General features: G+C 69.7%; 15 protein-coding genes. 8 read left to right on the top strand and 7 right to left on the bottom strand.

The window, feature by feature from the left end; genetic code table 11:
* Positions 1-50: 50 nt before the first annotated feature.
* The 3 genes from J7357_RS14370 to rpsU all read right to left on the bottom strand — a co-directional run bounded on the left by J7357_RS14370 (position 51) and on the right by rpsU (position 2017).
* The gene (locus J7357_RS14370) at positions 51-965 is read right to left on the bottom strand and encodes a YihY/virulence factor BrkB family protein (RefSeq protein ID WP_010341626.1); all 915 of its coding nucleotides are present in this window, start codon (positions 963-965) and stop codon (positions 51-53) included.
* 140 nt (positions 966-1105) lie between these two features.
* Complete coding sequence (locus J7357_RS14365) at positions 1106-1552, bottom strand: GatB/YqeY domain-containing protein (protein WP_010341627.1); 447 nt, start codon at positions 1550-1552, stop codon at positions 1106-1108.
* Between the two features lie 249 nt (positions 1553-1801).
* Positions 1802-2017, bottom strand: coding sequence for a 30S ribosomal protein S21 (gene rpsU / locus J7357_RS14360; RefSeq protein ID WP_003465342.1), 216 nt, complete (start codon positions 2015-2017; stop codon positions 1802-1804).
* A 122-nt stretch (positions 2018-2139) separates the two neighbouring features.
* Here rpsU and tsaD point away from each other — a divergent pair, with 122 nt between their 5' ends.
* From tsaD to J7357_RS14325, 7 genes are all read left to right on the top strand, one after another.
* Positions 2140-3222 (top strand): tRNA (adenosine(37)-N6)-threonylcarbamoyltransferase complex transferase subunit TsaD, encoded by a 1083-nt coding sequence (gene tsaD / locus J7357_RS14355; protein ID WP_209247458.1) that lies wholly within the window; start codon positions 2140-2142, stop codon positions 3220-3222.
* 67 nt (positions 3223-3289) lie between these two features.
* Complete coding sequence (gene folB / locus J7357_RS14350; RefSeq protein WP_010341629.1) at positions 3290-3643, top strand: dihydroneopterin aldolase; 354 nt, start codon at positions 3290-3292, stop codon at positions 3641-3643.
* 110 nt (positions 3644-3753) lie between these two features.
* Positions 3754-4956, top strand: coding sequence for a mechanosensitive ion channel domain-containing protein (locus J7357_RS14345; RefSeq protein WP_244667545.1), 1203 nt, complete (start codon positions 3754-3756; stop codon positions 4954-4956).
* 79 nt (positions 4957-5035) lie between these two features.
* Entirely contained in the window at positions 5036-6484 is a 1449-nt protein-coding gene (locus J7357_RS14340; protein WP_209247456.1) for a circularly permuted type 2 ATP-grasp protein, read from the top strand.
* Positions 6484-7425 (top strand): alpha-E domain-containing protein, encoded by a 942-nt coding sequence (locus tag J7357_RS14335; protein WP_209247453.1) that lies wholly within the window; start codon positions 6484-6486, stop codon positions 7423-7425. Before J7357_RS14340 ends, J7357_RS14335 begins: the two co-directional genes overlap by 1 nt.
* Before the next feature lie 231 nt (positions 7426-7656).
* Entirely contained in the window at positions 7657-9834 is a 2178-nt protein-coding gene (locus tag J7357_RS14330) for a glycoside hydrolase family 3 N-terminal domain-containing protein (RefSeq protein WP_209247451.1), read from the top strand.
* A 168-nt stretch (positions 9835-10002) separates the two neighbouring features.
* Positions 10003-11148, top strand: a complete 1146-nt coding sequence (locus J7357_RS14325) for a PQQ-dependent sugar dehydrogenase (RefSeq protein WP_209247450.1) — start codon at positions 10003-10005, stop codon at positions 11146-11148.
* 241 nt (positions 11149-11389) lie between these two features.
* Here J7357_RS14325 and J7357_RS14320 read toward each other — a convergent pair whose 3' ends face one another.
* Complete coding sequence (locus tag J7357_RS14320) at positions 11390-11698, bottom strand: hypothetical protein (protein ID WP_017916324.1); 309 nt, start codon at positions 11696-11698, stop codon at positions 11390-11392.
* A gap of 170 nt (positions 11699-11868) precedes the next feature.
* Between J7357_RS14320 and J7357_RS14315 the strand changes: the two genes are divergently transcribed.
* Entirely contained in the window at positions 11869-12372 is a 504-nt protein-coding gene (locus J7357_RS14315; RefSeq protein ID WP_209247448.1) for a hypothetical protein, read from the top strand.
* Between the two features lie 117 nt (positions 12373-12489).
* Here J7357_RS14315 and J7357_RS14310 read toward each other — a convergent pair whose 3' ends face one another.
* From J7357_RS14310 to J7357_RS14300, 3 genes are all read right to left on the bottom strand, one after another.
* A complete protein-coding gene (locus tag J7357_RS14310; protein ID WP_152236350.1) occupies positions 12490-12987 on the bottom strand; it encodes a hypothetical protein in 498 nt (165 codons plus the stop codon).
* An 87-nt stretch (positions 12988-13074) separates the two neighbouring features.
* Positions 13075-14373 (bottom strand): APC family permease, encoded by a 1299-nt coding sequence (locus J7357_RS14305; protein WP_029561906.1) that lies wholly within the window; start codon positions 14371-14373, stop codon positions 13075-13077.
* Positions 14367-15182, bottom strand: coding sequence for a L,D-transpeptidase family protein (locus J7357_RS14300; RefSeq protein WP_209247446.1), 816 nt, complete (start codon positions 15180-15182; stop codon positions 14367-14369). The genes J7357_RS14305 and J7357_RS14300 overlap by 7 nt, the downstream gene beginning before the upstream one ends.
* Positions 15183-16195 lie beyond the last annotated feature (1013 nt).

Genomic DNA, 16195 nt, shown 5'->3' with positions numbered 1-16195 from the left:
CGTGCGCCGTCACGCTGGGCGCGCTGCCTGCGTGGGGCAGCGCCGTGCGGTCAGGGCGACGGCGGCGCCTGCGCGGCGCTGCGCGGGTCGATCCCGGCGGCGACGAGCTTGCTGTGCGAGCGCAGGCGCTCGTCGATCACTGCGGTGATCAGCGCACCGACGAAGAACACCACGGTGGCGTAGTAGATCCACACCAGCAGGATCACCAGCGCGCCCATCGAGCCGTAGGCGCTGCCCGGGGCGGCGGTAGCGATGTACAGGCCGATCGCGTAGCGCCCGGCCACGAACAGGCAGGCGGTGATCGCGCCGCCGATGATCGCCTGGCGCCATTCCACGCGGCGGTCGGGCAGGTAGTGGTAGAGCACCGCGAAGGCCAGCACGTAGATCGCCAGGGTCGAGACGTAGCCGACCGCCGGCAGCAGCGACGGCATCCGCGCGAACACCACCTGCAGCACGGTGGTCAGGATCATCGAGATCAGCAGCAGGAAGCCCAGCCCCAGCACCACGCCGAAGGAGAACACGCGCTTCTTCAGCCAGGCCATGAGGCCGTCCAGGCGCTGCTTGTCGGTGCGGAAGATCAGGTTCAGCGCGTTCTGCAACTGCGCGAACACCGCGGTGGCGCCGACGAACAGCAGCAGGGTGCTCCACAGCCCGGCCAGCGAGCCGATGTTGGGCTGGTTCTTGGCGTTGTCGATCACCGTCTGCGCGACCTCGCGCGCGCCGTGCCCGGCCAGTTGCCCGATCTGCGCGATCAGCGCCTCCTGCGCCTGCGGATAAAGCGAGGCGGTGAGCCACAGCAGCAGCACCAGCAGCGGCGCCAGCGACAGCAGCGCGTAGAACGACAGCGAGGCCGCCTGGGTCATCACGTCGATCTCGACGAAGCGCCGCACCAGCGCGGCCGGCAGGCTCTGCTGCAGGCGGTCGAGGTGTTTGTGCAGGCGATCGGACGACAGGGGCAGGGACATGGGCGCGGGACCTTCGGCGCGCGGCGTCGCAACGCCGGTCCCGCACTGCGCGCTGAAGGAGGCGCGGGCTTGCCGGTCGTTGTAGCAGCCCGGCGTCGAAAGGCGGGTGAAGCCCGCCGCCCGCCATTGCCTCGATAGCGTCAGCCGGCCAGCTGCTGCTTGACCAGCACCGAGACCTGGCCCATGTCGGCCTTGCCGGCCAGCATCGGCTTGAGCACGGCCATCAGCTTGCCCATGTCGGCCGGGCTGGCGGCGCCGGTCTGTGCCTTGGCCGCCTGGATCGCGGCGACGATCTCGGCCTCGCCCATCTTGCTCGGCAGGTAGCGCTCGATCACCACGATCTCCTCGCGCTCCACCTGGGCCAGGTCGTCGCGGCCGGCGGCCTGGTACTGGCTCACCGAGTCCTTGCGCTGCTTCACCATCTTGTCCATCACCGCGATCACCGCGGCGTCGTCCATCTCCACGCGCTCGTCCACTTCCTTCTGCTTGATGGCGGCGTTGATCAGCCGGATCACGCCGAGGCTGTGCTTGTCGCCGGACTTCATCGCGGCCTTCATGTCGTCGGTGAGCTGCTGCTTGAGGGTCATGAGGGGCTCCACAGGGAAGAGAAAAGGGGAAAGGGCATTCTAGGCAAGCGCGCCGGCGCAGGCCGTGTGGCCGAGGCGGCGCGCGGGCGCCGAGGGAACAGGGGCGGGGCCGATGCCTGGCGCGGGGCGAATCGCCTGGCCAAAGCGGCAGATGCACAAAAAGCCGGCGACGCTTGCGCGTGCCGGCTTCGTGGGCTTACCGTAGCGGATGCCGAAACCGGCACATCCCGCTACCGTAGGCCGCGATCCTCAGTACAGACGCTGGCGCTTGGTGACGTCGCGCGAGGTGCGACGCAGCTGGCGCTTCACCGCGGCAGCGGCCTTGCGCTTGCGTTCCTGGGTCGGCTTTTCGTAGAACTCGCGCTTGCGGGTTTCGGCCAGCACGCCGGCCTTTTCGCAGGTGCGCTTGAAGCGACGGAGCGCAAACTCGAAGGGCTCGTTCTCGCGGACTTTAACGCTGGGCATGGAATCTCCGGGACACAATGGTGACCGGGTCAGGCCCGGCGAGCCGCACATTATAGCGACAGATTTCGCGGCTGCAAGCACCCCGTTTGGCCTGCCGCCGATTCGGCCGCACAATGCACCCCATGAACGTTCTCGGCATCGAATCCAGTTGCGACGAAACCGGCGTCGCCGTCTACGACACCACCCGTTCCGGCGCGGCCGCGCTGCGTGCGCATGCGCTCTATAGCCAGATCGCCCTGCACGCCGAGTACGGCGGGGTGGTGCCGGAGCTGGCCAGCCGCGACCACGTGCGCAAGCTGCTGCCGCTGATCCGCCAGACCCTGGCCGAGGCCGGCCTGCGGGTGCGCGACCTGGATGGGGTGGCCTACACCGCCGGGCCGGGCCTGGTCGGCGCGCTGCTGGTCGGTGCCGGTGTGGCCCGGGCCCTGGCCTGGGCGCTGGAGGTGCCGGCGATCGGCGTGCACCACATGGAAGGCCACCTGCTGGCGCCGCTGATGGAGGATCCGGACCCGGTGCATGGCGCGCCGGCGCCGCCGTTCGTGGCGCTGCTGGTCTCCGGCGGCCACACCCAGCTGATCGCGGTGGAGGCCATCGGCCGTTACCGCCTGCTCGGCGAGACCCTGGACGACGCCGCCGGCGAAGCCTTCGACAAGACCGCCAAGCTGATGGGGCTGCCGTATCCGGGGGGCCCGCAACTGGCGGCGCTGGCCACGCAGGGCACCTCGGGCCGGTTCCGCTTCGCCCGGCCGATGACCGACCGGCCCGGCCTGGACTTCAGTTTTTCCGGACTCAAGACCCAGGTGCTGCTGGCCTGGCGCGACAGCAATCAGTCCGAGACGGTGCGCGCCGACATCGCCCGCGGTTTCGAGGATGCGGTGGTGGACACGCTGGCGATCAAGTGCGAGCGCGCGCTGGAGGCGGCCGGCAGCGACACCATCGTGGTCGCCGGTGGCGTCGGCGCCAACCTGCGCCTGCGCGCCAAGCTGCAGGCGATGGCGCAGGCCCGCGGCGGCCGCGCCTGCTTCCCGCGCCCGGCGCTGTGCACCGACAACGGCGCGATGATCGCCTTCGCCGGCGCCCTGCGCCTGCAGGCCGGCCTGCACGACACCGCATCCGCGGTGCAGGTGACGCCGCGCTGGGACATGGCCACGTTGCCGCCGCTGGCGGCAAGTCGGGAATCGGGAATGGAGAATCGGGAATCGTAAGCGGCTCACGCACCGCTTTTGTCGTTGCTCTTACCATTCCCCAATCCCTATTCCCCATTCCCTGCCCATGGATAAAGTCTTCATCGAAGGTCTGGAAATCGACGCGCTGATCGGCATCTACGATTGGGAGCGGCGGATCCGGCAGACGCTGCGCTTCGATCTGGAAATGGGCTTCGACAACCGCAAGCCCGCGGCCAGCGACGACATCGCCGATACGCTCAACTACAAGGCGGTGAGCAAGCGCCTGGTGGAGCTGGTCGAGCAGTCCGGTTACGGGCTGGTGGAAACCCTGGCCGAGCGCTGCGCGGCGATGGTGCTGGAGGAATTCGACGTGCGCTGGCTGCGGCTGAAGCTGAGCAAGCCGGGCGCGGTGCGCGGGGCGCAGGCGGTGGGGGTCATCATCGAGCGCAGCCGCGCATGAGGGTGCAGGCGTTGTCGCCGTTCGCCAGCGCCTCGGCGGCGCTGCCCGGCAGGGCGTTCTTCGCCGACCTGCAGCACACCCTGGCGCCGTATCCCTGGGCCTACGACGCGATGGTGATCGTGGCGCTGCTGCTGGCGGCGTGGCTGGCCAACTGGGTGACCAAGCGGATCCTGCTGCGCGGGCTGCGGCGGGCGCTGCGTGCCACCGTGCTCAGCGACAAGGAAGTGAAGCTGAGCGTGATCCCGCGCCTGGCCAACGTGATCCCGGCGCTGGTGCTGTCGCTGGGCATCGGCGCGGTGCCGCACCTGCCGGCGACGATGGTCAGCGTGGTGCGCAACGTCTGCGCCGCCTTCATCGTATTGACCGTGGCGCTGGCCCTGTCGCGCGTGCTGGATCTGCTCAACCACGTCTACGAGCGGCGCCCGGACGCGCACAACAAGCCGATCAAGGGCTACATGCAGTTGCTCAAGATCGTGCTCGGCGTGGTCGCGGCGGTGCTGATGGTGTCGGTGCTGGTCGACAAGTCGCCGGTGATCCTGCTGTCGGGCGTGGGCGCGATGATGGCGGTGCTCATTCTGGTGTTCCAGGACACGCTGCTGTCGCTGGTGGCCAGCGTCACCATCAGTTCCAACGACATGGTTCGCGTCGGCGACTGGATCGAGATGCCGCAGCAGAACGCCGACGGCGACGTGATCGACATCGCGCTGCATACGGTCAAGGTCCAGAACTGGGACAAGACCATCACCACCATCCCGACCAAGAAGCTGATCAGCGACTCGTTCAAGAACTGGCGCGGGATGAGCGAGGCCGGCGGGCGCCGGATCAAGCGCGCGCTGTACCTGGACCAGCACAGCGTGCGCTTCCTCGACGCTGCCGAGATCGAGCAGATGCGGCAGTTGACCGTGCTGCGCGAGTACATCGACCGCAAGCGCGACGAGATCGGCGCGTGGAACGGGGCGCTGGCCGAGCGTGGGGTGGCGCCGATCAACGGCCGCCGGATCACCAACCTCGGCACCTTCCGCGCCTACGTCGAACATTACCTGCGCGCCAGCCCGCACGTGCGCCAGGACATGACCCTGCTGGTGCGGCAACTGGAGCCGGGCGCCAACGGTCTGCCGCTGGAGCTGTACTGCTTCGCCAACGACACCCGCTGGGCGATGTACGAGCAGATCCAGGCGGACCTGTTCGACCACCTGCTGGCGATCCTGCCCAATTTCGACCTGCGCGTGTTCCAGGCCTCCAGCGACGCGATGTTCATGGACAGCGCGCGCATCCGCCGCGCTCCGGACGCCGTCCCGCCGCCGCCGGCTTGACGGCCGTCACGACTGCGGGCATGTTGCGGGACAACATGCCGGCGCCTTTCGCCGCCGGCCCACAGCGACAAGGGGCGCGATGGACTGGAGCAAGTACCGCACGGCCACCTTCGACGAGCTGATCCAGTCCGATGGGCAGCCACGTCCGGCCGCGCGCCGGGTCATCGAGTACCTGTCCAGCCTCAGTGGACGCGAATTGTCCGAACGCCAGCTCGCCGCCGACGTCGCCGCGCGGGTCATGGGCATCACCTTCACCGTCTACTCCGACGGCCGCAACGTCGACCGCACGCTGCCGTTCGACCTGATCCCGCGGGTGATCCCGCTGCACGAATGGCAGCGCACCGAGGCCGGGCTGAAGCAGCGCATGCGCGCGCTCAACCTGTTCATCGGCGACATCTACGGCGCCCAGCGCATCATCAAGGACAAGGTGTTCCCGGCGATGCTGCTGGAGCATTCGGTGAACTTCCGCCCGCAGTGCGTGGGCATCACCCCGGCACTGGGGGTGTGGGCGCATGTGTGCGGCTCGGACCTGGTGCGCGACGCCGACGGCACCCTGTACGCGCTCGAGGACAACCTGCGCATCCCCAGCGGCGTGTCGTACATGCTCGAGAACCGCATGGTCGCCAAGCGGGTGTTCCCGGAGTTGTTCGAGACCAGCGCGATCCTGCCGGTGGACGATTACCCGGCGCAGCTCTACGACACGCTGGCGGCGCTGTCGCCGCGTCCGGGCGACCAGCCGGTGATCGCGTTGCTGACCCCGGGCATCTTCAACAGCGCCTATTTCGAGCACGCCTACCTGGCGCAGGCGATGGGCATCGAGTTGGTCGAGGGCGACGACCTGTTCGTGGCCGACGACGACTGCACCTACATGCGCACGGTGTACGGGCCGCGCCGGGTCGACGTGATCTACCGCCGGGTCGACGACCTGTTCCTGGATCCGGAGGCGTTCCGCGCCGATTCGGTGCTGGGCGTGGCCGGGCTGATCCGCAGCTGGCGCGCCGGCAAGGTGGCGCTGGCCAATGCGCCGGGCGCCGGCGTGGCCGACGACAAGGTGGTGTTCGCCTACGTGCCGAAGATGATCCGCTACTACCTGGACGAGGAGGCGATCCTGCCCAACGTGCCCAGCTACCTGTGCCACGACGACACCGACCGCCAGTACGTGCTCGAGCACCTGGACGAACTGGTGGTGAAGCCGGCCAACGAGTCCGGCGGCTACGGCATGTTGATCGGCCCGCGCTCGACCACGCGCCAGCGCGAGCAGTTCCGCAAGCTGATCCTGGCCGACCCGCGCAACTACATGGCGCAGCCGACCCTGGGCCTGTCCACCGCGCCGATCGTGACCGAGGCCGGGCCGGCGCCGCGGCACCTGGACCTGCGCCCGTTCATCCTCTCGCGCGAGGACGTCTACGTGACCACCGGCGGGCTGACCCGGGTGGCGATGGAGGAGGGCTCGCTGGTGGTCAATTCCTCGCAGGGCGGCGGCGCCAAGGACACCTGGGTGGTGGACCTGGAAGAGGAGCCGGACTGATGCTCTCGCGCGTCGCCGACAATCTCTACTGGTTCAGCCGCTACGTGCGCCGCGCCGAGACCACCGCGCGGCTGGTGGGGGTGGGCAGCCTGCTGCAGCTGGACCTGCCGCGCTCGGTGCGCTTCGCCTGGCGGCCGATGATCGACACCGTGGGCGCCGGCGAGATCTTCGCGCTGTGGTTCCCCAATGCCGGCGACGACGTCGGCGATGCCGACGTGGTGCGCTTCCTGCTGCTGGACGAGCGCAACCCGTCCTCGCTGCGCAGTTCGGTGCGCTACGCGCGCGAACTGCTGCGCAGCATCCGCGACACCCTGCCGCAGGAGATCTGGGAAGCGGTCAACGACCTGCATCTGCACATCGACGCCAACGGCGAGCGCAGCGTCGGCCGCCGCTACCGCATGGAGTTCCTGGCCCATGTCACCGACGCCTGCCTGAAGGTGTCCGGGCTGCTGACCGCCAACGTCAGCCGCGACATCGGCTTCCAGTTCCTGCGCCTGGGCACGGCGATCGAGCAGGCCGACATGACCACGCGCATCATCGATGCCGGCGCCTCGGGCCTGATCACCCCGCGCCAGGCCGACGACCGCGAGGCCTACCAGGCCATGCAGTGGATGAGCGTGCTGCGCGCGCAGGCCGCCTACCAGATGTACCGTCGCCACGTGCGGCAGCGCGTCACCGGCGAGCAGGCGCTGCGCTTCCTGCTGCAGAACAACGACTTCCCGCGCAGCGTGCAGTTCTGCCTGGTCCGTGCCCAGCACATCCTGCCGACCATGCCGCCGCGGCCGCCGGTGGAGCGCGCGCTGATGCGCATCAGCGGGCTGGTGCGCAATGCCGACCCGGCCTACCTGGCCGCGCACAACCCGGCCGGGTTCATGGACGAGATCCAGACCCACCTCGGCCACCTGCACAACGCCATCGCCGAGGCCTACTTCAGCTCCTGAGTCGCCGCGGGCGTCGCCGTGCCTGTGGCCGGCGGCGGCGATGCGGCCCTTGTGAGGCGGGGCATCTCGGCTATGCGGCATCCGTCCGCAGGCGTATGGTGCGCGGCGGCCGGGCCGGACCCGGTCGGTAGACAGTTTTATGAATAGGCGATTCCGGCGCCGGAACTTGCCCCATCGACTGGCCGCAGAGCTAGAATTGGCGGCTATGTAAACGTTTTCTCAAAGGACCCCATGGCTTCGGATCGTATCGAATCGCTCATCGCCCGCATGACCGTCGAGGAGAAGGTCGGCCAGCTCGGCGTCTTCGCCGACATGGTGCGCCCGTTCGCCCCCGACGTGAATCCGGAAGCCAACGTCCGCAATGCCGACGAGGTGCTGCAGCAGGTGCGCGCCGGCCGGGTCGGCTCGCTGTTCAACGGCGTCGGCGCGGAGCTGGGGCGGCGCATCCAGCAGGTGGCGCTGGAGGAGAGCCGGCTGGGGATCCCGGTGATCCTGGCCGCGGACGTGATCCACGGCATGCGCACGGTGTTCCCGATCCCGCTGGGCGAGGCCGCCAGCTTCGAGCCGGAACTGGCCGAGCGCACCGCGCGCGCCACCGCGGTCGAAGCCACCGCCGCCGGCATCCACTGGACCTATGCGCCGGCGGTGGACATCGCCCGCGACCAGCGCTGGGGCCGCGGCGCCGAGGGCGCCGGCGAGGACGTGGTGCTGGGCTGCGCGTTCGCCGCCGCACGCGTGCGCGGCTTCCACGGCCCGGATCTGCGCGCCGACGACGCGCTGCTGGCCACGCCCAAGCACTTCGCCGCCTATGGCGCGGTCGCTGCCGGCATGGAGTACGCCAGCGTCGACATCGCCCCGCAGACCCTGCGCGACGTGCACCTGCCGCCGTTCCAGGCCGCCTTCGGCGCCGGCGCACTGAGCGTGATGACCTCCTTCAACGACATCAACGGCGTGCCGGCCAGCGCCAACCACGAGCTGCTGACCGAGATCCTGCGCGGCGAATGGAAATTCCCCGGCGTGGTGATCTCCGACTACACCGCCGACATGGAGCTGATCGCGCATGGCTACGCCGCCGACGAGCGCGACGCGACCAAGAAGGCGTTCCTGGCCGGCATGGACATGAGCATGCAGAGCGGCTTCTACGCCGCGCACCTGCCGTCGCTGGTGGAGGACGGCGAGGTGCCGATGGCGCTGCTGGATGCGTCGGTGCGCCGCGTGCTGGAACTGAAGGAAGCGATCGGCCTGCTCGACGATCCGTACCGTTCGCTGGACCCGGCGCGCGAGGCCGACCCGTCGCATATCGCCGCGCACGATGCGCTGGCGCGCGACGCGGCGCGGCGCTCGATCGTGCTGCTGAAGAACGACGGCCCGGTGCTGCCGCTGCGCAAGCAGGGCCAGAAGATCGCGCTGATCGGCCCGTTCGCGCAGGACCGCGACAACATCGAAGGCTGCTGGACCCTGTTCGGCGACAAGACCCGCTACGTGACCCTGGAAGCCGGCGTGCGCGCCGCGCTGGACGACGCGCAGGCGCTGGCCGTGGTCCCCGGCTGCGCGCTGGAAGCACCGCTGGACGGCGGCATCGAGGCGGCGGTGGCCGCTGCGCGCGCCGCCGACGTGGTGGTGCTGGCGCTGGGCGAGCCGCAGCGCTACAGCGGCGAGGCGCAGTCGCGCACGCAGATCGTGCTGCCGCCGGCGCAGCAGGCGCTGGCCGAGGCGGTCGCCGCCACCGGCACGCCGCTGGTGGTGCTGCTGCGCAACGGCCGCGCGCTGGCGCTGCAGGGCGCGGTGCGCGATGCCGCGGCGATCGCGGTGACCTGGTACCTGGGCACGCAGACCGGTCCGGCGGTGGCCGACGTGCTGTTCGGCGACTACAACCCGTCCGCGCGCCTGCCGGTGAGCTTCCCGCTCGATGCGGGGCAGCAGCCGTACTTCTACAACCACCCGCGCACCGGCCGGCCGGAACTGCCGACGATGAGCGAGTTCAAGTCGCGCTGGCGCGAGGTGCCGAACGCGCCGCTGTATCCGTTCGGCCATGGCCTCTGCTACACGCAGTTCGCCTACGGCACGCCGCAGCTCGACCGCACCCAGGTCGGCTGGGACGACACCCTGACCGTGACCACGCGCATCGACAACGTCGGCGAGCGCGAGGGCGAGGAAGTGGTGCAGTTGTACATCCACGACCGCGTCGCCAGCCGGGTGCGCCCGGTGCGCGAGCTGAAGGCGTTCCGCAAGGTGCGGCTGGCGGCGGGCGAGGGCATGGAGGTCAGCTTCACCCTCGACCGCCACGCGCTGGCCTTCACCGGCCGCGACGGGCAGTGCGTGGCCGAGCCGGGCCTGTTCGACCTGTGGGTGTGCGCGTCCTCGGCCAGTGGCGAGCCGGTGGCCTTCGAGCTGCTGCCGCAGGGCTGATGACGGGCGTGGCGGCGTGGCCGCCGCGCCGACGTTCTTGAATACGCGACGTGTCTACCGGACCCGTCGCGGTGGCGTGACCGCGGCCACGCCCTGGCCGCGGCATGCTTGCCGTGTACGCGGGGTCTGCTAGGTTTGGGATTCGACCCCAACCGATAGGTGCACGTCATGCAACGGACTCCCCTGGGTTTGGCTTGCGCGCTGGCCATGGGCCTGGCGATCGCTGCGGCACAGGCCGCACCCGCCGACACGGCGGCCGAGCGGCGCGGCGACTGGCCGTTCTCGGCGACGCCGGTCGCCACCTTCAACGAACCGTGGGCGATGAGCTTCCTGCCCGACGGCACTGCGCTGGTGAGCGAGAAGGCTGGCACGTTGAAGCGCATCGATCCGGTCAGCGGCCACAGCGGTGCGGTCACCGGCATTCCGACGGTGGCCTACGGCGGCCAGGGTGGTCTCGGCGACGTGCTGCCGCATCCGGGCTTCGCCAAGAACGGCTGGGTCTACCTGAGCTACGCCGAACCCGGCAGCGGCGACACCCGCGGCGCGGCGGTGATGCGTGCCAGGCTGACGCTGGACAGCAATGGCGGCGGCAGCCTGTCGCAACAGCAGGTGATCTGGCGGCAGCAGCCCAAGGTGTCCGGCAACGGCCACTTCGGTCATCGCCTGGCGTTCGGCCCGGACGGCAAGCTGTGGATCAGCTCCAGCGAGCGGCAGAAGTTCGACCCGGCGCAGGACATGAGCGGCAACCTGGGCAAGATCGTGCGCCTCAACGACGACGGCAGCGTGCCGGCCGACAACCCGTTCGCCAACCGCGGCGGCGTCGCCGCGCAGGTCTGGTCGCTGGGCCATCGCAACGTGCTCGGCCTGGCCTTCGACGCCAATGGCCGATTGTGGGAACACGAGATGGGCCCGGCCGGCGGCGACGAATTGAACCTGATCCAGCGCGGCGCCAATTACGGCTATCCGATCGTCTCCAACGGCGACCATTACGATGGGCGCCCGATTCCCGATCACAGCACGCGCCCGGAATTCGCCGCGCCCAAGGTGAGCTGGACGCCGGTGATCTCGCCGGCCGGCTTCGTCATCTACAACGGTGGCCGTTTCCCGCAGTGGCGCGGCAATGGCTTCATCGGTGGCCTGTCCTCGCAGTCGCTGGTGCGGATCGAGTTCAACGGCGAGACCGCACGCGAGGCGGCGCGCTACGACATGGGCAAGCGCATCCGCGAGGTCGAGCAGGGGCCGGATGGCGCGCTGTGGCTGCTGGAGGATGGCGCCGGTGGGCGCTTGTTGAAGCTGCAGCCGCTGGAGAGCTGAAGAACGCGCCTGGCAGCGGCGTTGGCGTCGCTGCCGGGTGCGCGGCGTGGGTCGCACGCTGGGCGATGCAGGGATTTCGTAGAAGTTGGTCGGCGATTTCGTAGAAGTTGGTCGGCGTGGAAATGCCAGGAACTAAGGCCACGCTGCCCTCGTAGGAGCGGCTTCAGCCGCGACGGCTTCACCGGGAACGCCCGTCGCGGCTGAAGCCGCTCCTACAATTCGGGGATGAGGCTCGGCAGCCTCATTCGCCGTTGCCGGCCCGCTCCCAGGCGCGACGCACCGCGTGGCGGGCCTTGCTCCAGCTCAGCGTCTGCGAGCCTTTGTTGTTGTCCCAGTCGCGATGCAGTTCCGCTTCCACCTGCTCGTAGGCGCGGTTGAAATCGCGGATGCGCGCTTCGTGGCCGGCGTGGTAGGCGGGTTCGTAGTCTTCGAAGCGCTCGCCTTCGCTGTAATAGGGCTCGTCGGCGAAACGGTCGCGCCAGTACTGCGAGACGCTGTTGCGGTCCTCGTCGTTGGGCGCACGGCCGGGAATCTGATACGGAACGCTCATGATGGTTCTCCGTGGGCGATGAGTGCGCTTCACGCTAGCCACGCCGGCGTTAAACCGGCCCCTGCGCGGCGTGATCGCGATATGAAACATTCATGCCTTCTGGCAGGCTGCGCCGGCGCTCAGGGTGGCTTACGATCCGCCGCTACGCCCCCTCTCTTCCGGCAGACCCCATGGCCGCCAACGGCATCGCCTTGTTGACCCCGTACCTGGCCACGGCCGGTGTGGGTTGGCTGTATTACCGACGCATCCGCCGTTATTTCGGCCGCCAGCCCTGGCAGCCGCGGCGCACCGGCGTGCGGCTGGGGTTCCTGCTGCTGGTCGCGGTCCTGCTGACCTGGCTGGCCGTGCAGTTGCCGGCCGTGCGCCTGGGCATGGCGCTGGGCGCCGTGGGCGGCGCCGCGTTGGGCGCCTTCGCCCTGCACCATACCCGCATCGAACTGCAGGACGGTGCGCGCTGGTACACCCCCAACCCCTGGATCGGCGCCGCGCTGAGCGTGCTGCTGCTGGGGCGCCTGGCCTGGCGCTGGGCCAGCGGCGCCTTCGCCGGCGGCAGCGCGCAGACCTTGCAGAACGCCAGTCCGCTGACCATGAGCATCGCCGCGGCGCTGATCGCCTACGGACTGGTGTATGCCGCCGGGCTGCTCGTGCGCATGCGGTCGCTGACGCCGGCCTGATTGCTGGCGTGGGTGGCGGTCCCTCGGTGGGCCTTGCAGTCTGTGCAGACCGTTGCGCGCGATACCGCGCCCGCGCGAGATCGCAATGCCGGCCGTCGCGCGCGCCCTGGCGCCGTGTCAGTGCGCGGCGGCCGCTGCCTCGTACGGCAAGGCCGTGGTGCCGGCCGCGCGCAGCGGTGCGTCGGCGGCGTCCAGTAGCTCCGGCTCGCCTTCGATCACCACCAGGATGCGCCCGGCTTCGATTTCCTCTTCGAAGTTGCGCCGCACCGGGTCCGGTACGGTGGATCCGACCAGCGCCGAGGACCAACTGCCGACCAGGGCGCCGGCAATCGCCATGACCCCGGCGCCGGCCAGGGTGATGCCCAGCGGCGGCACCGCAATCGCCGCCAGCCCGGCCAGCAGGCCGGCGGCGCCGCCGCCCAGCGCGCCGCGCGCCGCGGCCGGCACGGTATCGGTCTTGCCTTCCTTGCGGTCGTCGGGGATGGCGTCCAGCTCGATGTCGCCGCGCGCGACCAGGGACAGGTCGTCGTTGTCGAGACCGGCACTGCGCGCGGCCTGCAGCGCGCGGGTCGCGGTGGGCAGATCCGGAGCGCTGTAGACGCGGCGTCGTTTCATGGCGGGCGGCTCTCGCTGGTGGGCGTCCAGCGTCCGGGCGCCGCGGTTATCCGCGCGTGACCTGCGCGCAAGGCGGCGTGAAGGCGTTCACGCCGCGTCCTTGCGTGGGAACCGATAGAACAGCGCGCCGACCAGCAGCGCCACGCCCGCGGCGGCCAGGTTCTGCCAGCTGGCGCTGAGCAGCAGCGCCAGCGCCAGCAACAGCGCCGCCAGCGGAATCAGCGGCCCACCCGGCAGCCGCAGCGCACCGGGCCGGTCGCGGTAGCGCCGTGCCAGTACCAGCACCGCCGCGGCGGTACCGATGTAGGCGAACAGGCGGGTGACCATCGACAGCAGCGCCAGTTGCACGAACGAGCCGGACAGCGCCAGCGCCAGCGACAGCACGCCTTGCAGCAGGATCGCCGCGGCCGGGGTGCGGAAGCGCGGATGCACCCGCGCCAGGAATGCCGGGCCGTAGCCGTCCTTGGCCAGCGCGAACAGGAAGCGCGGCCCCAGCATCACCGTGTTGCTGGTGGTGCCGAGGATGGAGATGGTGGCGCCGACGGTGAGGATCAGCGCCAGCGCCTCGCCGCCGAAGCCGCTGGCCGCGTCGGCCAGCGGCGTCGCCGATTGCGCCACGTTGGGCAGCGTGCCCTGCGCCACCACCTGCACCGCGGCGTAGATCAGGGTGACGGTGACGATCATGGTGATCAGCGCGAACGGCACGTCGCGCCGCGGATTGCGGTACTCGCCGGCGGCGGCCGGAATGTTCTCGAAGCCGGCATAGGCGAACAGCAGCAGCAATGCCGCCTCGCCGAGGTTGCCGACATCGCGCGGGTCCGGGGTCTTGCCGGAGAACGCCCACGACCAGTCCACGTAGAACACGCCGATCGCCACGAACAACAACAGTGGCACCAGCTTGCCGATCACCAGCGCCACGCCGGTGCGCGCGGCCGACTTCACCCCGATCACGTTGATCGCGGTGAGCAGGCCGAGCGAGCCGACCACGATGGCCAGGCGCGCGCCGCCCCCGGCCGCGGCCGGCCAGAAGCGCACCACCGCATCGGCCAGGCCGTTGCTCAGCGCCGCCGCCGAACTGATCCGGGTCAGCCAGATCATCCAGCCGATCTCGAAGCCGGCGAAGCGGCCGAACGCCTCGCGCGCGTACAGGTAGCTGCCGCCCGGTTCGTCGAAGTAACTGGCCGCCTGCGCGTAGCACAGCACCAGCAGCGCCACCGCCACGCCGGCCAGCAGTACCGCCCACAGGCTCAGCGGCCCGAGCAGGGCGGCGGTGGCGGCCGGCAGCAGATAGATGCCGCTGCCGATCACGTCGTTGATCGACAACCCGACGATCTGCCAGCGGCTGACCGCGCGGACCAGTCCGGGTGCGGGTGCCTGGCTCACGATGCCGGCTCCACGGCCGGCAGCGCCCACTCGGCCTGCAGGCGCCGGTAGGCACTACGCGGCAGCAGCACGAACAGCGGCGCGGCGGACGGGCGCAGCCACGCCAGCAGCCGCTGCATGTCGGCCGGCTGCATCGCGGTGCAGCCGGCGGTGGGCGCGCCGGGCGCGCGCCACAGGTGGGCGAAGATGCAGCTGCCGGCGCCCGGCGTGGCCTGCGCGTTGTGCTGGATCACGAAGCCTTCGCGGTAGCGCTGGTCGCCGGCGTGTTGCAGGTCCAGGCGCATGGGTTCGGTGGATCCGGCCACCGCGGCGCTGCCGACCTTGTCGGCATCGACGATCTGGTTGTACAGCGGCGATCCGGGCACATCGATGCAGTAGTTGCTCTGCTGCATCGCCTGGTAGGGCATGGCGCTGTCGATGCGCGGCGCGTAGCCGAAGGCTTCGCCGATGGTGAACACGCCGGCCGGGCTGCGGCCATCGCCTTCGCGTTTCTGCGGGCCATCCGTCTGCGCCGGATGCAGGCCCAGGCCCCAGGCGCTGCCGTGACTGCCGAGACTCACGTCGAAGGCCTTGCCCTGCGCGCGCCAGCCTTGTGCATCACGCTCGAACGCCTGCAACGTGCCCTGCGGGCTGTCCCAGTCCGGCGCCAGGACCAGGATCAGCTGCTGCGCGCGCTGCACGGCCGGCACGGCGGTGTCGGCGGCCATCCCGGGCGCGGCGATCAGGCTGCACAGCAGGGCCAGGCCGATGCGCCAGGCGCGATGGCGGCTGGTGTGTAGTGGCGCGGCAGGGGATCGATGGAGCAGGGGCATGGGGATCTCCGGGGGCGGCATGGGTGCGAGGGCGCCTTGGGTGCAAGGTAGCGCAGTTGCGAGGCGGATGGCGCGCGCTGGTACGGCGATCTTGTCGACGACTTGGCCGAAGCGGTGGGTGGCGGGGAACTCGGTGTTGGCGACGCGTCGCCGGCGGTCTGAGTTTTTTCGATTGCCTGTTTCCGCGCCGGGCAAGATGCTCGTTGCCGTTGCCGTTGCCGTTGCCGTTGCCGTTGCCGTTGCCGTTGCCGTTGCCTGTGCCGTTGCCGTTGCTCCGGTTTTTGACTTGCCGGGTTCCCTTCCGAAGCGGCGGCCAGCGCGGGGAAAAACCCCGAAGGGGCGGCGCACATGGATGTGCGCCGTTCGCGGCAGGGGCAGGATGCCCCTTCCGCGAATCCCCGGGCTGGACGCGGACCCGGAGCGCGTTAGCGCGGAGGGCGCGAGGCAGGGTGTGCTTTCTTTTGGTTACTTTTCTTTGCACAAGCAAAGAAAAGTAACTCGCCGCAAGGCGAAAGCTTTGCTCTTGCTCTTGCTGATGCGGCGGTGGCCGCTGGGTCGTAGGAGCGGCTTCAGCCGCGACAGCGAGAGTCCATTGTGCCTGTCGCGGCTGAAGCCGCTCCTACAGATCTTCTCGCCTGACACGCAAGCTTGAAGCAACAGCAAAGGCTTTCGCCCTTGCGGGCGAGTTACTTTTCTTTGCTCGCGCAAAGAAAAGGTAACCAAAAGAAAGCGCGCCCTGCCTACGCGCCCTCCGCGCTGCGCGCTCCGGGTCCGCGAACCAGACGGGATCCGCGGAAGGGGCATCCTGCCCCTGCCGCGGACGGCGCACATCCATGTGCGCCGCCCTTCGGGTTTTTCCCGCCTGGTTCGCCGCTTCGGAAGGGAACCCGGTAAGTCAAAAGCAACAGCAACAGCCAAAGCCAAAGCCAAAGCCAAAGCCAAAGCAACGGCAAGCGAAAGCCGCGGCAAAGGCAACGGCAAATGTGCTCGACGAATGTGCGTTGTTGCGCACC

The organism is Xanthomonas sp. D-109 (assembly GCF_017746095.1).
Classification (GTDB): Bacteria; Pseudomonadota; Gammaproteobacteria; order Xanthomonadales; family Xanthomonadaceae; genus Xanthomonas_A; species Xanthomonas_A sacchari.
The sequence above is the reverse complement of the archived record's forward strand: the minus strand, read 5'-3'. Positions and strand labels throughout refer to the sequence as shown.